We start from the raw sequence: 24,329 nt of genomic DNA on the forward strand, positions 1-24,329 counted from the left end.
AGTGGACCATCAAGAAGACCTCTTGTGTCGAGTGAGCGGATTAGAGCACCTTCATTCCACACCAGAGGTCTTCCCTATGCCACCGCAACACACAAACTCAACCAACGTCCCCGGTTAGTACAGCTAAGCCGCAGATTCCGGCTTAGGGGTGTTTGTGTGCGGCTAAGGCGCGGATTCCGGCTAAGTGGTGTTTTCGCGCCACCGAGTTCCCTCCCGAGGTGCTCATTCCGTCCGCCGAGAAGGCACGAGGTGCCGCCCACGTTGCCTCTGAACCTCCGCCTCGTCATTGAACTGTCCCGGGCGCTCTGCCCTATTTCGGTGCCCTGCCTTCTGGCACCTCGTCATGTGATGCCGAGCCCCTATGTCAGGGACCCAGCACCTGCGCCCACGCTTTAGCAACAGAAACTCCCGTTAGCAGTTGCGGCTAAGGCGCGGATTCCGGCTAAGCGGTGTCTGTGTGCGGCTAAAGCGCAGATTCCGGCTGCCGGGTGTTTTCGCACCGTCTGCACGCGCCCGAAGAAGACGCGCGAGAAACAGCAAGCACTGCGCAACCCAGTTCCCACCCGAGGCGCTCATTCCGCCCGCCGAGAACGCACGAGGTGCCGCCCGCATCGTGACCGAGCCTCCACCTCGTCATTGAACTGTTCCGGGCGCTCTGCCCTATTTCGGTGCCCTGCCCTCAGGCACTTCGGCATCTGGTGCCACACCTACCCCTTTCCGGCGCCCCCATACCTGCGCCCACGCTTTAGCAACAAAAACTCCCGTTAGCAGTGGTTGCTAAGCCGCAGATTCCGGCTAAGCGGTGTTTTCGCGCCACCGAGTTCCCACCCGAGGCGCTCATTCCGCCCGCCGAGAAGGCACGAGGTGCCGCCCACGTTGCCTCTGAACCTCCGCCTCGTCATTGAACTGTCCCGGGCGCTCTGCCCTATTTCGGTGCCCTGCCTTCTGGCACCTCGTCATGTGATGCCGAGCCCCTATGTCAGGGACCCAGCACCTGCGCCCACGCTTTAGCAACAGAAACTCCCGTTAGCAGTTGCGGCTAAGGCGCGGATTCCGGCTAAGCGGTGTTTGTGTGCGGCTAAAGCGCAGATTCCGGCTGCCGGGTGTTTTCGCACCGTCTGCACGCGCCCGAAGAAGACGCGCGAGAAACAGCAAGCACTGCGCAACCCAGTTCCCACCCGAGGAGCTCATTCCGCCAAACAGCACAGCAGCCCAAAGCAAAAACACGAGCGCCCCGGCAGAAAACCTGCCGGGGCGCTCGTATTCAGCTAAAGCAGCTGACGCTACACGCAGCTCCCGCAACTGCCGTTACGAGCAGCTCACGCCGCGCCGAGCCTGTTCAGCTCACACCGCGCTCAGCTCACACAGCTGAAGAAGATCAGGCCTGTTCCTGCTTCTTCTTGGCTTCGGTGACAACGGTTTCGATGCGGGCACCGAGTTCTGCGTCGACGTTCTTCCAGTACTGGAAGACCTTGGGCAGCAGTTCCTTGTCCCACACGCCCATGACGTGACCGGAGATGTTGTGGACCAGGCGGTCGCGAGCAGCGTCGTCGAGAACGTTGCGCACGAGGTCGCCGGCCTGGTTGAAGTCGCCGTCGTTTTCGCGCAGCGTCTGGGCGGCGCGAACAACGTCCGACTGCGGAACGTCAACGAGGTTGACGTCGGTTGCAACCGATTCGTCAGCGCGCGGGCCGTCGTACGAGTTCGGAGCGTACTCGGGCTGGTCTGCCGGGTACAGCTCGTAGCGCATCTGGCCGTCGCGGCTGTAGTTGTGCTTGGGCGACTTCGGACGGTTCACCGGCAGCTGGGCGTAGTTCGGCCCGATGCGGTGGCGGTGGGTGTCCGGGTAGGAGAACAGACGCCCCATGAGCATCTTGTCAGGCGACAGGCCGGTGCCCGGAACGAGCGAAGCCGGGTTGAATGCAGCCTGCTCGATCTGTGCGAAGAAGTCTTCGGGGTTGCGGTTGAGCTCCATCTTGCCGACCTCGATCAGCGGGTAGTCCTTGTGGGACACCGTCTTGGTGACGTCGAAGATGTTGGTGCCGTAGGTGAAGCCCTCTTCGTAGGGGATGACCTGAACGGACAGGGTCCAGGACGGGAAGTTGCCTTCCTTGATGGCGTCGAACAGGTCGCGGCGGTGGAAGTCGGCGTCGATGCCGGCCATTTCGTCGGCGTCGTCAGCCGCGAAGCCTTCGTGACCGTACTTGTCGATGAATTCCTGCTTCTGGTCCGAGTGGAAGTGGTACTTGACCCAGAAGCGTTCGCCGGCTTCGTTGATCCACTGGAAGGTGTGGGATGCGTAGCCGTTCATTTCGCGCCACGAGCGCGGGATGCCGCGGTCACCCATGAGGTAGGTGACCTGGTGGGCCGATGCGGGCTCGTTGACCCAGAAGTCCCACTGCATGTTGTGGTCGCGCAGGCCGGACTGCGAGTTGCGCTTCTGCGAGTGGATGAAGTCGGGGAACTGGATGGCGTCGCGGATGAAGAAGATCGGGGTGTTGTTGCCCACGATGTCGAGGTTGCCCTCTTCGGTGTAGAACTTCAGTGCGAAGCCGCGGGGGTCACGCCAGGTGTCGGGCGAGCCCTGTTCGCCGGCAACGGTCGAGAAGCGGGCGAGCATTTCGGTTTCGGCGCCGGGCTGGAAGACCTTGGCCTTGGTGTACTTGGAAACGTCGCCGGTGACGGTGAACGTGCCGAATGCGCCGCCGCCCTTTGCGTGGACGACACGCTCGGGAACGCGTTCGCGGTCGAACTGTGCGAGCTTCTCGACCAGGTAGTAGTCCTGCAGAAGCGTCGGGCCGTCGGCGCCGAGCGTCAGCGAGTGAACGTCGCTGCCGACCGGGATGCCGAAGTTGTCGGTTGTGCGATTGGTGGCCATGAGTCCTCCTGGGTTTTGGAGTTACAGAGTGGTCCTGAGCCCGCACTGGGGGCACTGCCCCCAGTAGACGACTTCTGCTTCGTCGATTGTGAAGCCGAAGTCTTCAGCCGGGTCCAGGCACGGAGCGCTGCCGGTTCCGCAGGCGACATCGCGGATGTCACCGCAGGTTCGGCACACGATGTGGTGGTGATTGTCGTTGCGGTTGATTTCGTACCGGGCCGACGCGAAGCCGGCCGGATCGATGACCCTGACAAGCTGTGTGCGCGCGAACGCGCCGAGCACGTCGTACACCGTCTGCACTGACACCGTGCCGAGCTTTTCGCGCACGGCGCGGAAAACCTGGTCGGCGTCGAGGTGGGTGTGATCGTGCTCCAACACGTCGTAGACCGCCAGGCGGGGCGCGGTGACGCGCAGTCCGGCGGCCTTGATCGTGTCAGCAGCACTCGTGGTCATGATTCAACCGTAGGTCTTTTCTGGAATCATTCAAGAAAGGTAGACCTAAGTTACTGAAGTGCTGTTCCGAAGCTCCCGAGGCGCCGCCGGCGCCCTGCCTTACCTCGCCGGGAGAGAGGGTCAGGAGACGGGGCCGGTGTACTTTTCGCCGGGGCCCGATCCGGGTGCGTCTGGGAAGGGGGAGGCTTCGCGGAAGGCCAGCTGCAGGCTGCGCAGGCCGTCGCGCAGGGGGCGGGCGTGCTGGTCTCCCAGGTCTACTGCGGACGAGGTGACCAGGCCTGCCAGTGCGTTGATGAGTTTGCGCGCCTCATCGAGGTCCTGCAGGTCTTTGCCCAGGGACTCTTCGGTGTCTTCGGCCAGACCGCACTTCACGGCGGCGGCGCTCATGAGGTGAATGGCCGCGGATGAAATGACTTCGACTGCCGGAACTTCGGCGATGTCGCGCAGCGCCTGCTGCTCTGCGTGCGCGTGGTCTTCAGCAGTGTGGTCATCGGAAAAAGAGTGGCGGTTTTCAGTCATGACTCCAAGCTTCCCACACTTGAGTGTGAAAAATCCCTGTGCATCGTGTAAGCTGGAGGGCGTGCAAAGTGGAGATTGACTCCCACCTGGATTGCCACAGGCAATCGGGTCAGCGATAACAGCTGGAAATGACGGGCTGCAAAGCTCGGTGTTCCGCTGTTGGGCACTGAGGTGAACATTGTTTCACCGGCAGCGTTTCAAGCTCCCTTTGCGTGTTCAAAGGGAGCTTTTTCTGTTCCCCGCGAACACCGTGATCACCATCTGAGTTAAGGAGCATGCACATCAGCGAGCCGCGCATCAACGATCGGATTCGAGTACCTGAGGTCCGTCTGGTCGGACCCAACGGAGAACAGGTTGGGATCGTCGCCATTCGCAAGGCACTCGACCTGGCACGCGAAGCCGATCTTGACCTCGTCGAGGTTGCGCCCAAGGCGAAGCCTCCGGTGGTCAAACTCATGGACTACGGCAAGTTCAAGTACGAAACTGCCCAGAAGGCACGCGAAGCACGGAAGAATCAGGCCAATACTGCCCTGAAGGAAATCCGGTTCCGACTCAAGATCGACGACCACGACTACGAAACCAAGAAGGGCCACGTCGTCCGCTTCCTCAACGGCGGCGACAAGGTCAAGGTCATGATCATGTTCCGCGGACGCGAACAGTCTCGACCCGAACTGGGTATGCGACTGCTCGAGAAGCTGGCCGAGGAGGTTGTCGAATACGGCACCGTCGAATCCTCGCCCCGGCTTGACGGACGAAACATGGTCATGGTGCTCGCACCGACGCGTTCGAAGTCAGACGCCCGCGCGGAATCGCGCCGGGAGACCGCGGGTGCTAAGGGCACGTACACCGAAGTGAAGTCGCGTCGCGACCGCGCAGCTCAGGCCAAGGCCGAGCAGCGCAAGCAGAACTGACATCGGCTCAGGAGCGTCCAGCGCCCCGAAGCCACCACCCTCGGGACAGGTTCCCGAGGGCCGACTGAAGGAGAACGGCACAATGCCGAAGCAGAAGACCCACAGCGGTACCAAGAAGCGCATCCGCGTCACCGGCAGCGGCAAGCTCATGCGCGAAGGTGTCGGCAACCGCCACCTCGCCGAAGTCAAGAGCTCGCGCCGCAAGCGCCGCATCAGCGGAACCGACAAAGTCATGACCGGCGGCGACGCCGCCAAGGCCCGCAAGCTGCTGGGCAAGGCCTGACCAAAGCGCACCACAGCCTTACCGCTGTGACATTCATCTGAAGGAGTACACGTGGCACGTGTCAAGAGGGCTGTCAACGCCCACAAGAAGCGCCGGGTCATCCTCGACCGGGCGAGCGGCTACCGCGGACAGCGTTCGCGCCTGTACCGCAAGGCCAAAGAACAGGTCATCCACTCGCTGGTATACAACTACCGCGACCGCCGCAAGCGCAAGGGCGACTTCCGTCGCCTCTGGATCCAGCGCATCAACGCTGGTGCCCGCGCCAACGGCATGACCTACAACCGCTTCATCCAGGGCCTCAAGGCCGCTGGTGTTGAGGTTGACCGTCGTATGCTGGCCGAACTGGCCGTCAACGACGCAGCTGTGTTCACCAAGCTCGTGGAAGTCGCCAAGAACGCACTTCCGGCTGACGTGAACGCGCCGAAGACGCCGGCTGCCTGAGTGCAGCTGTGAAAACGCGGGGGCTGTTGGCCCCCGCGTTTTCGTTTTCCGACAGCTCCGGCTGCGCACCCCCAAAACAAGAACTGAGTGAGGTTATGGAACGCGACATCCACCCCGGCCTGTACGGCCCGGAAGTGACGTCCCCGAAATCCCGCCGACTGCGCGAAGCCGCGAAGCTCGACCGCAAACAGGGCCGCAATAAGTCCGGCAGGTTCCTCGTGGAAGGCCCCCAGGGCATCCGCGAAGCTCTGCGCCACCAGGCCGAGAACCGACCCAAAGCTGTGACTTTGCACGTTGAACCCGGGGAAGTGGCACCTCGGGGGACCGGTGCGGTGCTCGACGTATGGTCGACCGTCGAAGCGGCCGAGCGCAATCCCGACATTCTCGAGGCCGCTCGGGATGCCGGCATCAAGATCAAGCAGACCGCTCCTGAAGCCCTCGCATCGGTCACCGACACCGTCAACAGCCAGGGCATGATCGCCGTCGTCGAACAGCTCGACGTCGACCTGACATCGGTTGTGACGAAAGAGGCCAAGCTCATCGTCGTGCTCAGCCAGGTGCGCGATCCGGGCAACGCGGGAACCGTCCTGCGCGCAGCGGATGCCGCCGGTGCTGATGGCGTTATCATCACCTCCTCGAGTGTTGACGTGTACAACCCGAAGGCCGTCCGCTCAACAGCCGGATCGATCTTTCACGTGCCCGTCGTCACCGGCGTAGGACTGCCGGAAGTCACCGAACTGGCACGCGCCCGCGGACTGCAGATCCTCGCCGCAGACGGTCACCCGCCGGCCCACGACCTCCACGTTCCGTGGGACACTGGCCTCGACCTGGCCCGCCCGACCGCGTGGGTGTTCGGCAACGAAGCGTGGGGACTGCCCGAAGCCGACCGCGCACAGGCTGACGCGGCCGTGGCCATCCCCATCTACGGAAAAGCTGAAAGCCTCAATCTGGCCACCGCCGCCGCGATTGCCGTCTACGAATCCGCCAAGCACGTCCGGATGATCTGACGGTTCGCTAGACTGCAGAACGTTGTCCAACCATCTGAGAAAGAAGGCAGATGTCCGTCATCGACCCGCTTGATGAGGCTGCCGTCACCGCTGCAATGGAGGACGCGCTCGCGGCCTTTGCCGCCGCCGGCGACCTCGACGAACTCAAGACAGTTCGCATTGCGCACATGGGTGATAAAGCCCCGCTGGCCCTCGCCAACCGCGAAATCGGAAAACTCGACAAGTCCCAGAAGGCCCAAGCCGGAAAGCTCGTCGGCTCATCGCGCGGACGGATTGCCCAGGCTTTTAAGGCCCGCCAGGAAGAACTTGAAGCCGAGCGTGACGCACGCGTGCTGGTAGCCGAGGCCATTGACGTCACCGGCCCTTCCACCCGCCGTCCGGCCGGTGCCCGCCACCCCCTGCAGCTGCTGCAGGAGAAGATCGCCGATCACTTCGTCGGCCACGGCTGGGAAGTTGCAGAAGGCCCCGAAATTGAACACGAATGGCTCAACTTCGATTCGCTCAACTTCGGTCCCGACCACCCGGCTCGCCAGATGCAGGACACGTTCTTCGTCGAACCCGCATCGGCCCACCTGGTCATGCGCACCCACACCTCGCCGGTCCAGTCGCGTTCGCTGCTGAACCGCGGTGTGCCTCTTTACGTGGTCTGCCCCGGCAAGACCTTCCGCACTGATGAGCTCGATGCGACCCACACTCCGGTGTTCCACCAGGTCGAGGGCATCGCAATCGACAAGGGCCTCACAATGGCTCACCTCAAGGGCACGCTCGATGCTTTCGCCCGCGCCATGTTCGGTCCGGAAGCGTACACGCGCCTGCGTCCCAGCTTCTTCCCGTTCACTGAGCCGAGTGCCGAAATCGACTTCTGGTTCCCACAGAAGAAGGGCGGCCCCGGTTGGATCGAATGGGGCGGCTGCGGCATGGTCCACCCCAACGTCCTGCGCGCATCCGGCATCGACCCGGACGTCTATCAGGGCTTCGCCTTCGGCATGGGCATCGAACGCACGCTCATGCTGGGCGAGGGAATCAATGACATGCACGACATGGTGGAAGGCGATATCCGCTTCTCGAAGGCTTTCGGAGTGATGAACTGATGCTCGTACCCTTGGAATGGCTGGCCGAGTACGTCGACCTGCCGCAGAACCTCGACGCTCACGAACTCGCTGCCGAACTCGCCGGCATCGGCCTGGAAGAAGAAGACTACATCGGCCCGGCCGTCACAGGTCCGCTTGTCGTAGGCAAAGTCCTGACCTGCGAACCGGAAAAGCACTCCAACGGCAAGACCATCAACTGGTGCACCGTTGACGTCGGCGCCGATGAACCGCAGGGCATTGTGTGCGGAGCGCACAACTTCGGTGTTGGCGACTACGTCGTCGCAGCGCTTCCCGGTGCTGTTCTGCCCGGTGACTTTGCTATTGCGGCACGCAAAACCTACGGCCACATCTCCGACGGCATGATCTGCTCGGCTCGCGAACTGGGCTTGGGCGACGACCACGACGGCATCATCGTGCTGGCCGAATGGGGCTTTGCCGATCTCACCCCCGGTCAGGACGCCACGGAGCTGCTGGGTCTGAACCACGAAGTCCTCGACGTCAACATCACGCCCGACCGCGGATACCAGATGTCGATGCGCGGCATCGGCCGTGAATACGCTCTCCTGAAAGAGCAGAACTACGCAGACCCCGCCGACGCAGTCGCCCCTGTGGTTGCCGGTGAGGGGCACCCGGTCGAACTGACCGACGACGCTCCCATCCACGGCAACGACGGCTGCACCCGCTTCACCGCGCTGCGCGTTCGCGGCATCGACCCGACCGCACAGACGCCGTTCTGGATGTCGAAGCGACTGCTGGAAGCCGGCATGCGCCCCATTTCGCTCGTCGTGGACATCACCAACTACGTCATGCTCGAACTCGGGCAGCCGCTGCACGCCTACGACCTCGCTCTCGTGGGTGACAAGATCGTTGTGCGACGCGGCCGAAAGGGTGACAAGCTCACGACGCTCGACGACGCCGAACGGAGCATTCACCCCGAAGACGTGCTCGTCACCGGTGTGAGCGCAGACGGCACTGAGCAGCTGCTCGGCTTGGCCGGCGTCATGGGTGGAGCTGACTCCGAAGTCAGCGACACCACCGTCGACGTCCTCATCGAAGGAGCCCACTGGGACCCCGTGTCGATTGCCCGCACAGCTCGCAGACACCGTCTGCCGAGCGAAGCCGCCAAGCGCTTCGAACGCGGTGTCGACCCGGCCCTGGGCCCTGCCGCAGTTGCCCGCACCGCCCAGCTGCTCACCCAGCTGGCAGGAGGCCAGGCAGACGCAACCGCAACAATCGCGGGCAGCCTTCCGGCACCTCGTGAGGTGATCCTGCCGAAGACCCGCCCGGCAGAAGTCGTGGGCGTCGACTACACCGACGACCAGATGACCGGCGCCCTGCGTGCCATCGGCTGTGAAGTCGAAGACAGCGGTGATGACTACCGCGTGACGGTGCCGTCCTGGCGCCCGGATCTAACCGACGCGGAAGACCTCATCGAGGAAATCGCGCGTGTCAACGGCTACGACCAGATCCCGTCGATCGTCCCGCAGGCACCCGGCGGTGAGGGGCTCACACGCCGCCAGGCATCGCGCCGCACAGTGTCGAACCTGCTGGCCGATCTCGGTCTGACGGAAGTGCTGACCTACCCCTTCACATCGGAAGCCCGTCACGACGCCTTCCGGATCCCGGAAGACGATCCGCGACGGAACAACCTGCGCCTGGCCAACCCGCTCAGCGACGACCAGCCGCTGCTGCGCACCGAGCTGCTGCCGACACTCGTCGACGCGCAGCTGCGCAACCAGGGACGCGGCTTCAAGGACACGGCACTGTTCGAAATCGGTCTGGTCACCCAGCCTGAAACCGCACAGCTGCCGGCCAGCGAAACCTTCGCACCCGGCTACCACCCCACGGAAGAAGAACGCGCAGCGATCTTCGATGCCGTTCCGCACCAGCCTCTGCACGCGGCGGGCATCGTATCCGGAGACTGGGAGCTCGAAGGCGTATGGGGCAAGGGCCGCAAGGCCGAAGCCATGGACGCCATTGAAATCGTCAAGCGGATCGCCGTGGCGCTGGGCCAGAGCGTCACACCTGCGGCCTCTGACCGCGCACCGTTCCACCCGGGCCGCTGCGCCGAGTTCCGCCTAGCAGACGGCACGCTGTTCGGCCACGCCGGTGAACTGCACCCCAAGGTCGTCGAAACCCTGGGTCTGCCGGCCCGCACGGTCGCATTCGAAGTCGTCCTCGACTCAGTGCTTGACGCTCCGGCGGAACGCCGCTGGGCGGGCGCTCTGTCGACCTACCCGGTGTCCAGGCAGGACGTGGCGCTCATCGTGGATGACAGCATTGCTATCGGCGATCTCGTGAGCACGATGCGCGAAGCCATCGGCGGCGACCTCGAAGAGCTCGAACTGTTCGACGAGTACCGCGGCGAACAGGTGGGCGAAGGCAAGAAGTCGCTTGCGTTCCGCATGACGTTCCGCGCCTCCGACCGCACCATGACAAGCGATGAAGCCTCAGCCTTGCGCGAAGCCGCAACCGCCGCCGTCGAAAAGGCGTACGGCGCTGTGGCCCGCACTGGCGACGGGGCGTGAGCGGGTAATCATGAGCACCGTCCTCATCACCGGTGGTTCGCGGGGCATCGGCCGACACTTGGCTGATGGCTTCGCAGCCGCCGGATGGAACGTCATCCTCACGGCAACCGACGAAGCCCGCGCGGCTGCCGCAGCCCAGCAGATTGCGCAGGCTCGCGGCACCCGCGTCATCGGCGCGGAACTCCAAGCAGCAGAACCCGAATCGGTTGAGGCACTCGCTGAGCGCACCGCGGATATCGAACAGCAGCTGGGAGAGCCAGTCACGACGGTCATCAACAACGCCGGCGTGGTCGAAAGCCCGGAAGGCCCCGTGTGGGATGTTCCCGCAGAGCAGCTCATGCGCACGCTCGATACGAACATCCGCGGGCCGTTCCTCATGGTCCAAGCCTTTGCCAAGCGTCTGCTGGAAACAGCAGAAGCCTCAGGTGAGCCGTGCCGGATCATCGATCTCAATTCGGGTTCCGGTGCCCAGGGCACACCCGCCTATGCGGCCTACTCGGCATCGAAAGCGGCCCTGTTCCGGCTGGCTGATTCCGTGCACGTCTACGGCTATGACAAGGGTCTGCGGATCTTCGAAATGGCCCCCGGCGTCATCGAATCCGACATGACCGGCTCCATGGCGATGCACGACTGGCGGGGCAGCTCCGACTGGACTGATCCGGAAGACGTTGTGGCTCTGGCGCTCGCGCTCGCCTCTGGCGATCTCGACGCCTACTCCGGCCGTTTCGTGCGCGCTGGTCTCGACACACCTGAGTCACTCGCGAAGACCGCTGCCGCTGGTCTCGCTGAGGATTTCCGTCGGCTGGCCGTCCGCATGGACTGACCCACCCCTCACAAAGTACGAGGCGGAGCTCACCAGAATTGGTGAGCTCCGCCTCGTGCTTTTCGGCTGGAATCAGACCGTCAGCACGACCTTGCCGGTGGTGGCGCGGCCCTCGAGAGCTTCGTGGGCCTGGCGCGCCTGCTCGAGTGGGAAGGTCTGTCCGACGCGGAACTTCAGCCATCCTTCGTCGAGTCCGGCGAAGAGCTGCTTTGCGCGCTTCTGGAGTTCTTCGGGGGAGTCGATGAACCACTGTGTGGAAGGACGGGACAGGAAGATTCCGCCGCTGGAGTTCAGTCGCTGAATGTCGAACGGCGGAACAGCGCCGGAAGCCGCGCCGAAGAGCACCATGGAGCCGCGCGGACGGATGGAGGCCAGCGAGGCATCGAAGGTGTCTTTGCCAACTCCGTCGTAGGCAACGTCAACGCCCGTGCCGTCGGTGAAGGCCATGACCTCTTCGCGGATGTCGACGCCGTCGCCGTAGAGGAAGACGTGATCAGCCCCGGCCGCACGGGCAAGCTCAGCCTTTTCCTCCGTGGACACCGTGCCGATGACCTTACCGCCCAGGTGCTTGATGAACTGGGTCAGCAGCAGGCCGACACCGCCGGCGGCAGCGTGGACGAGAGCCGTCTGGCCGGGCTTGATTGCGTGGGAGTCCGTCACCAGGTACTGCGCCGTCAGCCCCTGCAGGGGCACAGCGGCAGCGGTTTCGAAGTCCACGCCGTCGGGCAGGGGCAGCAGTTCTTCGGCTTTGACGACGATCTTCTGAGCGTAGGAGCCGTGGACGTCCGTCCAGGCCACGCGCTGGCCGATTTCCACTCCTTCGACGCCCTCGCCGAGTTCGGCAACGACTCCGGAGCCCTCAACGCCGACAATGTGGGGGAACGGCATAGGGTACATGCCGCCGCGTCGGTAGGTGTCGATGAAGTTCACACCGGCCGCTTTGACGTCGACGAGGACTTCACCGGGGCCGGGGGTGGGTGTTTCGACTTCGGTGTACTCGAGAACTTCGGGTCCGCCCTGTCGGACTGCCTGGACTGCGTACATGTTCCTCCTTGAAATGCGGCAACAGCAGGACCGTGTATGAATAATTTATCTGGTCCATGTATGCTTATGCATATGGTTTATACAGTTGCGGTATCGGGAGCCACGGGATACGCGGGCGGGGAAGTCCTCCGCCTGCTGGCCGGCAACCCGAATTTCACAGTGACGACAGTCTGCGGGCATTCCACAGTCGGTCGTCTCCTGGGGGAAGAACAGCCGCACCTGCGCGCCTATTCCGACATGACGGTCGCGGATTCATCGGCGGGAACCCTCGCCGGTCACGATGTCGTGTTCCTGGCGCTGCCGCACGGTCAGTCAGGTGCTATTGCGGCCGAACTCGAAGAGCTCAGCCCCGAGACCCTCATCATCGACCTCGCCGCCGACCACCGGCTCATCGACCCTGAAGCCTGGAAGAGCTACTACGGCTCAGAACACCCCGGCACGTGGACGTACGGTCTGCCCGAGCTCATGCTGGCAGACCTGGAAACAGCACAGCACACAACGCAGCGGACACAGCTGGCAGGAGCTGCGCGCATTGCCGTCCCCGGCTGCAATGTCACAGCAGTCACCCTCGGCGTGCAGCCGCTCGTGAACGCAGGCCTCATCGACCACACGCGGCTGACCGCCGTTTTGGCCAACGGCGTATCCGGCGCCGGAAAAGCCCTCAAACCGCACCTGCTGGCCTCCGAAATCCTCGGAGGCGCCAGCCCCTACGCGGTCGGCGGCACGCACCGCCACATCCCCGAGATCGAACAGAACTTGGCTCTGGCATCGGGTGAAGACCCGCTGGCCGGCACCGCCCGCATCACCTTCACCCCGACCCTCGTGCCGATGTCCCGCGGGATCCTCGCAACCGTCTCGGCACCTCTTGCGCCCGGAATCGACATCGCCCAGGCGCAGGAGAAGATCAGCGCGGCCTTCGCCTCGGCCTATGATTCTGAACCCTTCGTCACCGTGCTGCCACCGGGGCAGTGGCCGAACACATCGGCGACCGTGGGATCGAACCAAGCCCACCTGCAGTGGGCGCTGGATGCCCGCACCCAGACCGTCACCGTCTGCGCGGCAATCGACAACCTCGTGCGCGGAACCGCAGGCCAAGCCGTGCAGTCGGCACACATCGCACTTGGACTTGAAGAGACATCACACCTGCCACACGAAGGAGTCGCACCGTGAGCGTGACAGCAGTACCGGGCTTCCGCGCCGCCGGAACATCCGTCGGCATCAAGCCCACCGGCAAAAAGGACTTCGCCGTCGTCATCAACGACGGCCCCAGCATGAACGCCGCCGCCGTCTACACCTCCAACAAGTGCAAAGCGAACCCCGTGAAGTGGTCCCAGCCGCGCACGAGCGACGGACAGGTCCGTGCGGCTATCATCAACTCCGGCTGCGCCAACTGCTTCACCGGCGACTTCGGCTTCGAAACCACGAAGCTGACCGCCCACGCTGTCGCTGACGCCGTCGGCTGCAACGCTGACGATGTTCTCGTGTGCTCCACCGGGCTGATCGGAACCGGGGGAGAGGACTTCCGTTCGCGTCTGGTTGAAGGAGTCCCCGGACTGGTCGAATCAGCCTCCGCCGAGGGAGGATCCGACGCCGCAGAGGCCATCCTCACCACCGACTCTGTTTCCAAGGAAGCGCTCGCAGAAGGCACCGGCTACACGATCGGTGCCATGGCCAAGGGCGCCGGCATGCTCGCACCCTCACTGGCCACGATGATCGTCGTCATCACAACCGACGCCAAACTCAGCCCCGAACAGCTCGACCGGGCGCTGCGCAGCGCAACGGCGAAAAGCTTCGACCGTCTTGACTCCGACGGCTGCCAGTCGACAAACGACACCGTCGCACTGCTGTCGTCCGGTGCTGGCGCAGAAGCGGACGAAGCCGAATTCACCGCCCTTCTGACCGAGGTGTGCACCGACCTTGCCCGCCAGCTCATGGCGGATGCCGAAGGCGCTGCCCACGATGTCGAAATCACCGTCACGGGCGCAGTGAGCGAAGACGATGCCGTTGAAGTCGGCCGCGCCGTTTCACGCTCCAACCTCGTGAAGACCGCGCTTGCAGGAGAAGACCCCAACTGGGGTCGCGTTCTCGCACAGGTCGGCACAGCGGATGCGAAGTTCGACCCCGAAAACCTTGACGTCAGCTTCAACGGCGTTCAGGTGTGCCGGGCGACCGCACCGCACGAAGATGCCGCAAAGGTGAAGTTCGGCCGCACGATCACCATTGAGATCAACCTCAACAGCGGCCAGGCCGAAGCAACGATCTTCACCAACGACCTGACCCACGAATACGTGACCGAGAACAGCTCAGCAGCATCATGACCGACAAACTCTCACCCGCCCAGCGGCTGATCAAAGCGCAGGCCAAAGCCGAAATCCTCACAGAGGCCCTGCCGTGGATCAAGACGTTCTCCGGGGCGACGATCGTCATCAAATACGGCGGCAACGCGATGATCTCGCCGGAGCTGCAGCAGACCTTCGCGGACGATATTTCGTTCCTGCGCTTTGCCGGCATCCGTCCGATTGTCGTGCACGGCGGCGGGCCCCAGATCAGCACTATGCTCGACCGTTTGGGCATTGAAAGCGAATTCGTCGCCGGCCAGCGCGTGACCTCTGACGAGGCCATCGACGTCATCCGCATGGTGCTTTCCGGCCAGGTGAACCGCAGCATTGTGTCCCGGATCAACGAACACGGTTCGGCTGCCGTGGGCCTGTCGGGTGAGGACGGCGACCTCCTGCTGGCCACGCCGGCCTCTGTCGAGGTGGATGGTGAGCTCACAAGCCTCGGTCGGGTCGGCAACATCACCTCTGTCAATACGCAGCTGCTGCACGATCTTCTGGACTCCGGGCGCGTGCCCGTGGTGTGCTCAATCGCCGCGGAACTCGGCACGAGCGGTGACAATCCGCTCAACATCAACGCGGACCTCGCGGCAGCGGCGATTGCCCGCGAAATGCAGGCGGACAAGTTCATCATGCTCACCGACGTTCCCGGCCTGTACGCCGACTGGCCCGACACGGACAGCCTCATCAGCGAAATCACACCGGCTGAACTGCGCGAAATGCTGCCGAAGCTGGATTCCGGCATGATCCCGAAGATGACCGCCGCACTCGATGCGGTGGATGCCGGGGTCAAACAGGTGCACGTTGTCGACGGCCGCACCGCGCACTCGGTTCTTCTAGAGGTCTTCACCGACCTGGGAATCGGCACGCTCATTGCAGACGTCAAACCCGCCAAGGGAGGGACAAATGACTGAATGGCTTGATGAATACCGCGGCAGCCTGCTGCCGGTGTACGGCGACCCGCAGAAGAAACTCGCCAAGGGCAAAGGAGCGGTTGTCGAGGACTCCGACGGCAAGCGCTATGTCGACTTTCTCGGCGGAATCGCCGTCAACAGCCTGGGGCACGCCCACCCGGCAATCGTCGAAGCCGTCAGCAAGCAGACGGCCGAACTGGGGCAGATCTCAAACTTCTACACCTCGGATCAGCAGATCCGCTTGGCTCAGCGCGTACTCAGCACGGCACAGGCTCCGGCAGGTTCGAAGGTTTTTCTGTGCAACTCCGGCAGCGAAGCGAACGAAGCTGCAGTCAAACTCGCCCGCCGTGCTAAGCCCGGCCGCACCGGGATCATCGCGGTTGACGGCGCTTTTCACGGCCGCACCATGGGTGCGCTGTCGCTGACGGCGAAGAAGGACTACCGCGAACCCTTCGCCCCGCTGGTTCCCGGCGCCCAGCACGTGCCCTTCGGCGACGCCCAGGCGCTCAAAGATGCGGCAGACGAGAACACCTCGGCCATCATCATCGAGCCCATCCAGGGTGAGGCCGGTGTGCGCCCGCACCCTGCCGGCTACCTGGCTGCGGCCCGTGAAATCGCAGACGAAGTCGGTGCGCTGCTCATCTTCGACGAAGTGCAGACCGGTGTCGGCCGGACCGGCAGCTGGTACGCCTTCCAGCACCCGGAAATCGGCGAGGGTGTGCGGCCCGATGCCATGACCCTGGCCAAGGGCCTGGGCGGGGGACTTCCGATCGGCGCACTCGTGACCTTTGGCGAAGAAACTTCGAAGCTCCTTACGGCCGGCCAGCACGGCACAACCTTCGGCGGCAACCCCATCGCGTGTGCGGCGGCCAATGCTGTCCTTGACGTCATCGAGTCCGACGCCGTGCTTGAGCACGTGCGTGAGGCCGGCCAGCTTCTGCACGACGGCCTCGAAGCGATTCCCGGCGTCAACGATGTTCGCGGTGCCGGACTGCTGCTGTCCTTTGACATCGCACCGGTCTCAGCCAAGGACTTCACCTCGGCCGCACTCAAGGCCGGTTTCCTCGTCAACGCAGTAGCTCCCAGCCGCATCCGCCTGGCACCGCCGCTCATCATCACCTCCGATGAGATCCGCGCTTTTCTTTCTGCTGTGCCCGATATCCTCAAGGAAGGAGGACAGAGCGCATGACCCGACATTTCCTCAAAGACACGGACCTCACGCCCAGCGAGCTGGGTGAAGTCCTCGACCTTGCCCAGCGGATGAAAGCCGAGCCCTACGCTTTCCGCCCACTGGAGGGGCCGCAGACGGTTGCCGTTGTGTTCGACAAAACGTCGACCCGCACCCGCGTGTCCTTCGCGACCGGCATCGCCGCGCTCGGCGGCAATCCGCTCATCATCAACCCCGGTGAGTCCCAAATGGGACACAAAGAGTCGATTGCCGATTCGGCGCGCGTCTTCTCTCGCATGGTGTCGGCTATTGTGTGGCGCACCTTCGACCACGCCGGTCTGGAGGAGATGGCCGCTCACTCGAGTGTGCCGGTCATCAACTCCCTGTCGGACGACTACCATCCGTGCCAGCTGCTGGCTGACCTGCTGACCATCCGCGAACACCGCGGTACGGGCGAAGGCAATGGTCTTGCCGGGCTGAAGCTCGCCTACTTCGGCGACGGTGCGAACAACATGGCGCACTCTTATCTGCTGGCCAGCGCGAACGCCGGTATGGACGTTGCGATTGCCGCTCCCGCCTCTGCTCAGCCCGCCGCCCACGTTGTGGACGAAGCGCGCGCTCTGGGAGAAACGACCGGCAGCTCGGTGCTTGTCACGGAAGACCCTGCTGAAGCCGCACGCAGCGCCGATGTCCTTGTGACTGACACCTGGATTTCCATGGGACAGGAAGACGACGGCCGTTCTGGCGAAGATTCGCCGTTCGTGCCCTACCGGGTCACCCAGGAGCTCATGGACCTCGGTCGGAACCCCATCTTCATGCACTGCCTGCCTGCATACCGCGGGCACGAGGTGGATGCTGAGGTCATCGACGGTCCCGCCTCTGTCGTCTTTGACGAGGCGGAGAACAGGCTGCACGCCCAGAAGGCACTTCTGGCTTGGCTGGTGGGACGCTCATGACAGCACCTCAGCAGAACGCGTCCGTTCCCAGCACAAAGACCGCCCGCCACTCACACATCGCAGACATCATCCGCAGACACCGGGTGCGCTCGCAGTCGGAGCTGGCTGGCAGGCTCGCCGATGCGGGCATCCTCGTCACTCAGGCCACGCTGTCGCGCGACCTGGTGGAGCTCGGAGCAGTCAAGGTCCGCACGAGCGCCGGTTCGGTCTACGCAGTTCCGGGCGAAGGCGGAGACCGCTCACTGGAGCAGGGCGTGGGAGGCGAACTCATCGACGCGAAGCTCCAGAGGCTCCTCGAAGAGCTGCTTGTATCAGCGGAAGCCTCCGGCAACCTCGTCCTGCTGCGCACGCCGGCCGGTGCGGCCCAGTACCTGGCCAGCGCGCTTGACCGTTCGTCCCTGCCGACAGTGCTGGGCACGATCGCCGGTGACGACACCGTCATGGTCATCGCCCGCAAACCCGACGGGGGAGACGAAGTCGCCCGCTTCCTGCTCGACCTCGCCGCAGACAGCGTTTAACCACAGACACTCAGAACTCAGACACCAGAAGGAAAGGAGACACAATGACTGATCGCATTGTTCTCGCATACTCCGGCGGCCTCGACACCTCGGTCGCCATCGGATGGATTCAGGAAGCCACCGGCAAGGAAGTCGTCGCAATGGCCGTCGATGTCGGCCAGGGCGGAGAAGACCTCGAAACCATTCGCCAGCGCGCCCTCGACTGCGGTGCGGTCGAAGCCTATGTTGCAGACGCTCGCGACGAATTCGCCGAGGAATACTGCATGCCGGGTCTGCAGGCGAACACCATGTACATGGACGCCTACCCGAATGTTTCGGCTCTGTCGCGCCCCCTCATCTCTAAGCACCTCGTGGCCGCCGCTCGTGAGTTCGGTGCGGGCACAGTTGCCCACGGCTGCACCGGCAAGGGCAACGACCAGGTGCGCTTCGAAGTCGCTATCACGACGCTGGCTCCGGATCTCGACTGCATCGCCCCGGTTCGTGACCTCGCCCTGACGCGCGAAGCAGCAATCGAATACGCAGAGAAGAACGACCTTCCGATCATCACGACGAAGTCGAACCCGTTCTCCATCGACCAGAACGTGTGGGGACGTGCAGTCGAGACCGGCTTCCTCGAAGACATCTGGAACGGTCCCACCAAGGACGTCTACGACTACACCGACGACCCTGCTTTCCCGCCGGCTCCCGACGAAGTTGTCATCACCTTCGAAAACGGCATTCCGGTTGCCATTGACGGCGAAGCAGTGACCCCGCTGCAGGCGATCGAAAAGCTCAACCACCGCGCCGGTCAGCACGGCATCGGCCGGATCGACATCGTGGAAGACCGCCTGGTCGGCATCAAGAGCCGTGAAATCTACGAGGCTCCCGGTGCGATCACGCTCATCGAAGCTCACCGTGAACTCGAGCGCATCACGCTTGAGCGCGAACAGCTGCGCTTCAAGCGCTCGGTTGAGCAGCGCTGGACCGAACTCGTCTACGACGGCCAGTGGTTCTCGGAGCTCAAGGGCTCGCTCGACGCGTTCATCCTTGACACGCAGAAGCACGTCAACGGCGACATCCGCATGACCCTGCACGGCGGTCGCGCGGTTGTGACCGGACGCAAATCCCCGAACTCGCTGTACGACTTCGGCCTGGCCACCTACGACGAAGGCCAGACCTTCGACCAGTCGGCTGCGCGCGGCTTCATCGACATCTACGGTCTGTCGGCTCGCGTGGCCAGCGACCGCAACCAGCGGGTGCAGAAGCAGGCATGATCAGCTTTCTCCGCGGCCCGGTCGGTTTGAAGGGACTCGACGGGCCGGGCCGCGGCGAAATCGCACGGTGTGCAGAAAGGATTGTGACGTGACAGAACGTGTAAGCCTGTGGGGCGGACGATTCGGCTCCGGCCCCGCCGACGACTTGGCAAAGCTCTCAAAGTCGACCCACTTCGACTGGCGTCTGGCCCAGTACGACCTGGCCGGTTCGCGTGCTCACGCTCGCGTTCTGCGCCGGGCCGGTCTGCTTGACGAAGCCGAGCTCGAGGGGATGCTCAAGGCTCTCGACGAACTCGGCCGCAGGGTCGAGTCGGGGGAGTTCACTCCCGTTGAATCTGACGAGGATGTTCACTCTGCCCTTGAACGCGGTCTGCTCGAGATCGCCGGAACCGAGCTCGGCGGCAAGCTGCGCGCCGGTCGCAGCCGCAATGACCAGATCGCCACGATGGGACGGATGTACGTTCGCGATTCTTCGCGCGTCATCGCGCAGCAGGTGCTCGCTGTTGTCGAGGCGCTCATTGCCCAGGCGGCAGCCCACCCGGATGCTCCCATGCCCGGCCGTACGCACCTGCAGCACGCCCAGCCTGTTCTTCTGGCCCACCACCTGCTGGCCCACGCGTGGCCGCTTATGCGCGATGTTGAACGACTTAAGGACCTTGACAAGCGTGCCGCGGTGTCCGCCTACGGTTCGGGCGCTCTTGCCGGTTCGTCGCTCGGACTTGACCCGCAGGCCGTGGCTGAAGAGCTCGGTTTCCCCACCTCGACCGAGAACTCGATCGACGGCACTGCCAGCCGTGACATCTTTGCCGAGTTCGCGTGGGTGACCGCCATGATCGGAGTTGACCTTTCACGTCTGTCCGAAGAGATCATCGTCTGGAACACCAACGAGTTCTCGTTCATCAAGCTGTCGGACAACTATTCGACCGGCTCGTCGATCATGCCGCAGAAGAAGAACCCCGATGTAGCCGAACTGACCCGCGGCAAGGCGGGTCGGCTCATCGGCGACCTGACCAGCCTGCTGGTCACACTCAAAGCTCAGCCGCTGGCGTACAACCGCGACCTGCAGGAAGACAAGGAGCCGATCTTCGATGCGGTCGACACCCTTACGCTCCTGCTGCCCGCCTTTGCCGGCATGGTCGCAACGGCAGAGTTCAACACTGAGCGTATGGCGCAGCTGGCTCCGCGTGGTTTTGCGCTGGCAACCGATATTGCCGAATGGCTGGTCCGCGAAGGTGTGCCGTTCCGCGTGGCACACGAACTTTCCGGCGCCGCCGTGAAGAAAGCCGAAGACCGCGGTGTTGAGCTGTGGGATCTCAGCGATGACGACTACGCCGAAATCTCCGAGCACTTCACCCCGCAGATGCGCGAAGTGCTCAGCACCCTGGGCTCTGTCGATTCGCGCAGTGCGAAGGGCGGAACCGCTCGCAGTGCAGTGCAGACCCAGCTGGAAAACGCGCGAGTCGAGCTGCGTCGCCTGAGCGAGTTCGCCCAGAGCTGACCAACCTCGACACAGCGGCCGCGTGCACCTTCAGCACGCGGCCGTTTCTGTACACGTAGAATGCCCTGTGGAGCCCAAGCTCCCACAAAGCAGAAACAGAAAGGCCAAAAGTGACTGACGTCCTCAGCGACCTCCAGGCTCGCGCAATTGCCGCGCAGACAACCGACGAAGATGCTCTTCGAGCAGCTCTCAACGGCGGGTCGCTGACGTTCTATGTTGGCTTTGACCCGACCGCGCCCAGTATTCACATGGGCAACCTGGTGCAGGTGCTCGTTGCGCGCCGTCTGCAGATGGCCGGGCACAACCCGCTCATGCTGGTCGGCGGTGCAACCGGTCTGATCGGCGACCCGCGCATGTCGGGGGAACGGACTCTGAACGACCGCGAAGTCGTCGAAGGCTGGGTCGAGAAGATTCGCTCGCAGATTGAGCGCTTCCTCGACTTCGACGGTCCGCACGCGGCCCGCATGGTCAACAACCTTGACTGGACCAAAGACATTTCGGCGCTGGACTTCCTGCGCGATGTCGGCAAGCACTTCTCCGTCAACCGCATGCTGGCCAAGGAAGCCGTTGCCGCTCGCTTGAAGTCGGAAGACGGAATTTCGTTCACCGAGTTCGCCTACCAGTTGCTGCAGGGCAACGACTACCTCGAACTCCACCGCCGCTACGGTGTGACGCTGCAGACCGGCGGTTCGGACCAGTGGGGCAACCTCACCAGCGGTGTAGACCTCATTCGCCGTGTTGAGCGCAAGTCGGTGCACGCTATGTCTACGCGTTTGATCACCAAGGCTGACGGCACCAAGTTCGGCAAGACCGAATCCGGCACCGTCTGGCTGGACCCTTCGCTCACCTCGCCGTACGCCTTCAGCCAGTTCTGGCTCAATTCGGCAGACGCCGATGCGCCGGGGTACCTCCGGGTGTTCTCTCTGCGTCCGCTGGATGAAATCGAAGACATCATCGAGCAGTTCCAGGCTGAACCTCACAAGCGTCTTGTGCAGCGCACGCTTGCTGAAGACGTCACAACGCTCGTGCACGGCAAGGAAGAATCCGATCAGGCCTTCGCTGCAGCGGCGGCGCTTTTCGGCACCGGTGACTTGAGCGAGCTCAACCCCTCGACGCTGGGCTCGGCTCTTGCTTCGCTGCCAAACCTCGAGGTCGACAGCTCCGCGATCACGGCGGGCCTTTCCGTCGCCGACGCTTTTGCAGGATCGGGAATCGTCAAGTCGAAGGGCGATGCACGCCGTGCCGTGAAAGATGGCGGCGCCTACATCAACAACGAGCGGGTCTCGGATGCCGAGGTGCCTCTCACCGGTCAGCAGCTCCTTCCGATTGACGGGGGATCGGCTGCTCTGCTGCGCCGGGGCAAGCGCACTCTCGGTGCCGTGATCGTGCGCGATAACTGACCTGCCAGAGTCCACACAGACTGGAAGAGGGAGCGGATTTGCATCCGCTCCCTCTTGTGTATTAAGTTATCCCTCGTTGCCAAAACGGGAGGGCGCAAGCCCAACTGCAGTTCAGAAGCCAAATCAGGCAGCTGGCTGGGCAGTCCAAGGAAGGCAGCGCACTCAAGCGGAAAGATCAGAGTGGCAAGCTTCACACAGAAGCGAGTTGCAGATTGAAAATCCGCAAGGTAGAGTAGAGACCCGGTCGCAGGGAAACCTGAGATTAACGGTTTGAAACCTCGGCCTGAACATCACAACTCCGGAAGGTTCGCAACAGCGGGCTGAAAGGTTTTGGTGTCTGTTCTTTGTCAACTCAATAGCGTGTTTGTTTGTTTCGTGGTGCCAGATTTTTTTGTTTCTGGCCATGGAATTTTTTGATTTGTAGCAGGATGATGCTGGCTGCACTGTTTGGTGTTGTTGGTGTTGTTTTTGTTCTTGTCAGTTTTCTTTTGGTTGGGATCTTATCTTTCTTTTTGTTTTTAGTGGAGAGTTTGATCCTGGCTCAGGACGAACGCTGGCGGCGTGCTTAACACATGCAAGTCGAACGCTGAAGCTTGGTGCTTGCACTGGGTGGATGAGTGGCGAACGGGTGAGTATCACGTGAGTAACCTGCCCCTGACTTCGGGATAAGCCTGGGAAACTGGGTCTAATACCGGATATGACCATCTTTCGCATGTTGGGTGGTGGAAAGTTTTTCGGTTGGGGATGGGCTCGCGGCCTATCAGTTTGTTGGTGGGGTAATGGCCTACCAAGACGACGACGGGTAGCCGGCCTGAGAGGGCGACCGGCCACACTGGGACTGAGACACGGCCCAGACTCCTACGGGAGGCAGCAGTGGGGAATATTGCACAATGGGGGAAACCCTGATGCAGCGACGCCGCGTGGGGGATGACGGCCTTCGGGTTGTAAACCTCTTTCAGTAGGGAAGAAGCCTTTGGGTGACGGTACCTGCAGAAGAAGTACCGGCTAACTACGTGCCAGCAGCCGCGGTAATACGTAGGGTACAAGCGTTGTCCGGAATTATTGGGCGTAAAGAGCTCGTAGGTGGTTTGTCGCGTCTGCTGTGGAATCGTGCCGCTTAACGGTGCGCGTGCAGTGGGTACGGGCAGACTGGAGTGCAGTAGGGGAGTCTGGAATTCCTGGTGTAGCGGTGAAATGCGCAGATATCAGGAGGAACACCGGTGGCGAAGGCGGGACTCTGGGCTGTTACTGACGCTGAGGAGCGAAAGCATGGGGAGCGAACAGGATTAGATACCCTGGTAGTCCATGCCGTAAACGTTGGGAACTAGGTGTGGGGTCCATTCCACGGATTCCGCGCCGTAGCTAACGCATTAAGTTCCCCGCCTGGGGAGTACGGCCGCAAGGCTAAAACTCAAAGGAATTGACGGGGGCCCGCACAAGCGGCGGAGCATGCGGATTAATTCGATGCAACGCGAAGAACCTTACCAAGGCTTGACATGCACTGGAATCGCCTAGAGATAGGTGCGCCCTTCGGGGCTGGTGTACAGGTGGTGCATGGTTGTCGTCAGCTCGTGTCGTGAGATGTTGGGTTAAGTCCCGCAACGAGCGCAACCCTCGTTCTATGTTGCCAGCACGTGATGGTGGGAACTCATAGGAGACTGCCGGGGTCAACTCGGAGGAAGGTGGGGATGACGTCAAATCATCATGCCCTTTATGTCTTGGGCTTCACGCATGCTACAATGGTCGGTACAGAGGGTGGCGATGCCGTGAGGTGGAGCGAATCCCTTAAAGCCGGTCTCAGTTCGGATCGTAGTCTGCAACTCGACTACGTGAAGTCGGAGTCGCTAGTAATCGCAGATCAGCAACGCTGCGGTGAATACGTTCCCGGGCCTTGTACACACCGCCCGTCAAGTCACGAAAGTCGGTAACACCCGAAGCCGGTGGCCTAACCCTTGTGGGGGGGGAGCCGTCGAAGGTGGGACCGGTGATTGGGACTAAGTCGTAACAAGGTAGCCGTACCGGAAGGTGCGGCTGGATCACCTCCTTTCTAAGGAGCAACACATACAAACACACTCCTAAAAACCACTGTCACTTGGTGGTTGGTTGTGGGGTGTGTTGTGGTAAGCCCTGACATCCATGGTGGGTGTGTGGGGTGCTCATGGGTGGAACACTGCGAAACTTCTGCACTGACGTACTGCTCAGGGTGCTCGTGGATGGAGTGCTTGTGTGTGGTGTGTGGGTGTGGGCAGGCACGCTGTTGGGTTGTGGGAGAACAGGCCTGCACGCTCTTGTGGGGTGTGTGGTTGTT

20 protein-coding genes and 1 rRNA gene are annotated in these 24,329 nt (G+C 62.7%); 17 read left to right on the forward strand and 4 right to left on the reverse strand.

From position 1 onward, the window contains the following. Positions 1-1,378: 1,378 nt before the first annotated feature. The 3 genes from Bravens_RS08680 to Bravens_RS08690 form a co-directional block, all read right to left on the reverse strand. Entirely contained in the window at positions 1,379-2,878 is a 1,500-nt protein-coding gene (locus tag Bravens_RS08680; RefSeq protein WP_062022497.1) for a catalase, read from the reverse strand. Between the two features lie 21 nt (positions 2,879-2,899). Beyond that, positions 2,900-3,331, reverse strand: a complete 432-nt coding sequence (locus Bravens_RS08685; protein WP_062022499.1) for a Fur family transcriptional regulator — start codon at positions 3,329-3,331, stop codon at positions 2,900-2,902. A gap of 120 nt (positions 3,332-3,451) precedes the next feature. Continuing rightward, complete coding sequence (locus Bravens_RS08690) at positions 3,452-3,850, reverse strand: DUF1844 domain-containing protein (protein ID WP_062022502.1); 399 nt, start codon at positions 3,848-3,850, stop codon at positions 3,452-3,454. Between the two features lie 275 nt (positions 3,851-4,125). Here Bravens_RS08690 and infC point away from each other — a divergent pair, with 275 nt between their 5' ends. The 7 genes from infC (at position 4,126) to Bravens_RS08725 (ending at position 10,934) form a co-directional block, all read left to right on the forward strand. Beyond that, on the forward strand, positions 4,126-4,761 hold the full coding sequence (infC, locus tag Bravens_RS08695) for a translation initiation factor IF-3 (RefSeq protein WP_019174917.1): 636 nt from the start codon (positions 4,126-4,128) through the stop codon (positions 4,759-4,761). A gap of 82 nt (positions 4,762-4,843) precedes the next feature. Continuing rightward, entirely contained in the window at positions 4,844-5,044 is a 201-nt protein-coding gene (rpmI, locus tag Bravens_RS08700; RefSeq protein ID WP_019174918.1) for a 50S ribosomal protein L35, read from the forward strand. Between the two features lie 51 nt (positions 5,045-5,095). Further along, the gene (gene rplT / locus Bravens_RS08705) at positions 5,096-5,485 is read left to right on the forward strand and encodes a 50S ribosomal protein L20 (protein WP_019174919.1); all 390 of its coding nucleotides are present in this window, start codon (positions 5,096-5,098) and stop codon (positions 5,483-5,485) included. 95 nt (positions 5,486-5,580) lie between these two features. Further along, positions 5,581-6,492: a TrmH family RNA methyltransferase gene (locus Bravens_RS08710; RefSeq protein ID WP_019174920.1), complete on the forward strand. Its 912-nt coding sequence runs from the start codon at positions 5,581-5,583 to the stop codon at positions 6,490-6,492. 50 nt (positions 6,493-6,542) lie between these two features. Beyond that, complete coding sequence (gene pheS / locus Bravens_RS08715; protein ID WP_019174921.1) at positions 6,543-7,583, forward strand: phenylalanine--tRNA ligase subunit alpha; 1,041 nt, start codon at positions 6,543-6,545, stop codon at positions 7,581-7,583. After that, positions 7,583-10,111 carry a phenylalanine--tRNA ligase subunit beta gene (gene pheT, locus Bravens_RS08720; RefSeq protein WP_062022505.1) on the forward strand — a complete coding sequence of 843 codons (2,529 nt, stop codon included), beginning with the start codon at positions 7,583-7,585 and terminating at the stop codon, positions 10,109-10,111. Before pheS ends, pheT begins: the two co-directional genes overlap by 1 nt. Positions 10,112-10,121: 10 nt before the next feature. Then, complete coding sequence (locus Bravens_RS08725) at positions 10,122-10,934, forward strand: SDR family NAD(P)-dependent oxidoreductase (protein WP_062022508.1); 813 nt, start codon at positions 10,122-10,124, stop codon at positions 10,932-10,934. A 72-nt stretch (positions 10,935-11,006) separates the two neighbouring features. Here the strand turns inward: Bravens_RS08725 and Bravens_RS08730 are convergent, their stop codons facing one another. Further along, entirely contained in the window at positions 11,007-11,978 is a 972-nt protein-coding gene (locus tag Bravens_RS08730; RefSeq protein WP_062022511.1) for a quinone oxidoreductase family protein, read from the reverse strand. A 72-nt stretch (positions 11,979-12,050) separates the two neighbouring features. On the opposite strand from Bravens_RS08730, the gene argC reads away from it, so the two are divergent. The 10 genes from argC to Bravens_RS08780 all read left to right on the forward strand — a co-directional run bounded on the left by argC (position 12,051) and on the right by Bravens_RS08780 (position 24,068). Continuing rightward, a complete protein-coding gene (gene argC, locus Bravens_RS08735; protein WP_082791107.1) occupies positions 12,051-13,148 on the forward strand; it encodes an N-acetyl-gamma-glutamyl-phosphate reductase in 1,098 nt (365 codons plus the stop codon). Beyond that, positions 13,145-14,296, forward strand: coding sequence for a bifunctional glutamate N-acetyltransferase/amino-acid acetyltransferase ArgJ (gene argJ / locus Bravens_RS08740; RefSeq protein WP_062022517.1), 1,152 nt, complete (start codon positions 13,145-13,147; stop codon positions 14,294-14,296). Before argC ends, argJ begins: the two co-directional genes overlap by 4 nt. Then, complete coding sequence (gene argB / locus Bravens_RS08745) at positions 14,293-15,228, forward strand: acetylglutamate kinase (protein WP_062022520.1); 936 nt, start codon at positions 14,293-14,295, stop codon at positions 15,226-15,228. Before argJ ends, argB begins: the two co-directional genes overlap by 4 nt. Continuing rightward, a complete protein-coding gene (locus tag Bravens_RS08750) occupies positions 15,221-16,417 on the forward strand; it encodes an acetylornithine transaminase (protein WP_062022524.1) in 1,197 nt (398 codons plus the stop codon). Before argB ends, Bravens_RS08750 begins: the two co-directional genes overlap by 8 nt. After that, positions 16,414-17,352, forward strand: a complete 939-nt coding sequence (gene argF / locus Bravens_RS08755) for an ornithine carbamoyltransferase (RefSeq protein ID WP_062022527.1) — start codon at positions 16,414-16,416, stop codon at positions 17,350-17,352. The genes Bravens_RS08750 and argF overlap by 4 nt, the downstream gene beginning before the upstream one ends. Beyond that, positions 17,349-17,870 carry an arginine repressor gene (locus tag Bravens_RS08760; RefSeq protein WP_061943642.1) on the forward strand — a complete coding sequence of 174 codons (522 nt, stop codon included), beginning with the start codon at positions 17,349-17,351 and terminating at the stop codon, positions 17,868-17,870. The genes argF and Bravens_RS08760 overlap by 4 nt, the downstream gene beginning before the upstream one ends. Positions 17,871-17,914: 44 nt before the next feature. After that, positions 17,915-19,123, forward strand: coding sequence for an argininosuccinate synthase (locus Bravens_RS08765; protein ID WP_061943645.1), 1,209 nt, complete (start codon positions 17,915-17,917; stop codon positions 19,121-19,123). Between the two features lie 88 nt (positions 19,124-19,211). Next, positions 19,212-20,621, forward strand: a complete 1,410-nt coding sequence (gene argH, locus Bravens_RS08770; RefSeq protein ID WP_062022530.1) for an argininosuccinate lyase — start codon at positions 19,212-19,214, stop codon at positions 20,619-20,621. 110 nt (positions 20,622-20,731) lie between these two features. Next, the gene (gene tyrS, locus Bravens_RS08775) at positions 20,732-22,021 is read left to right on the forward strand and encodes a tyrosine--tRNA ligase (RefSeq protein ID WP_062022532.1); all 1,290 of its coding nucleotides are present in this window, start codon (positions 20,732-20,734) and stop codon (positions 22,019-22,021) included. 518 nt (positions 22,022-22,539) lie between these two features. Further along, a 16S ribosomal RNA gene (locus Bravens_RS08780) occupies positions 22,540-24,068 on the forward strand. The last annotated feature ends 261 nt before the right edge of the window (positions 24,069-24,329 follow it).

The organism is Brevibacterium ravenspurgense (assembly GCF_001584615.1).
Lineage (GTDB): Bacteria > Actinomycetota > Actinomycetes > Actinomycetales > Brevibacteriaceae > Brevibacterium > Brevibacterium ravenspurgense.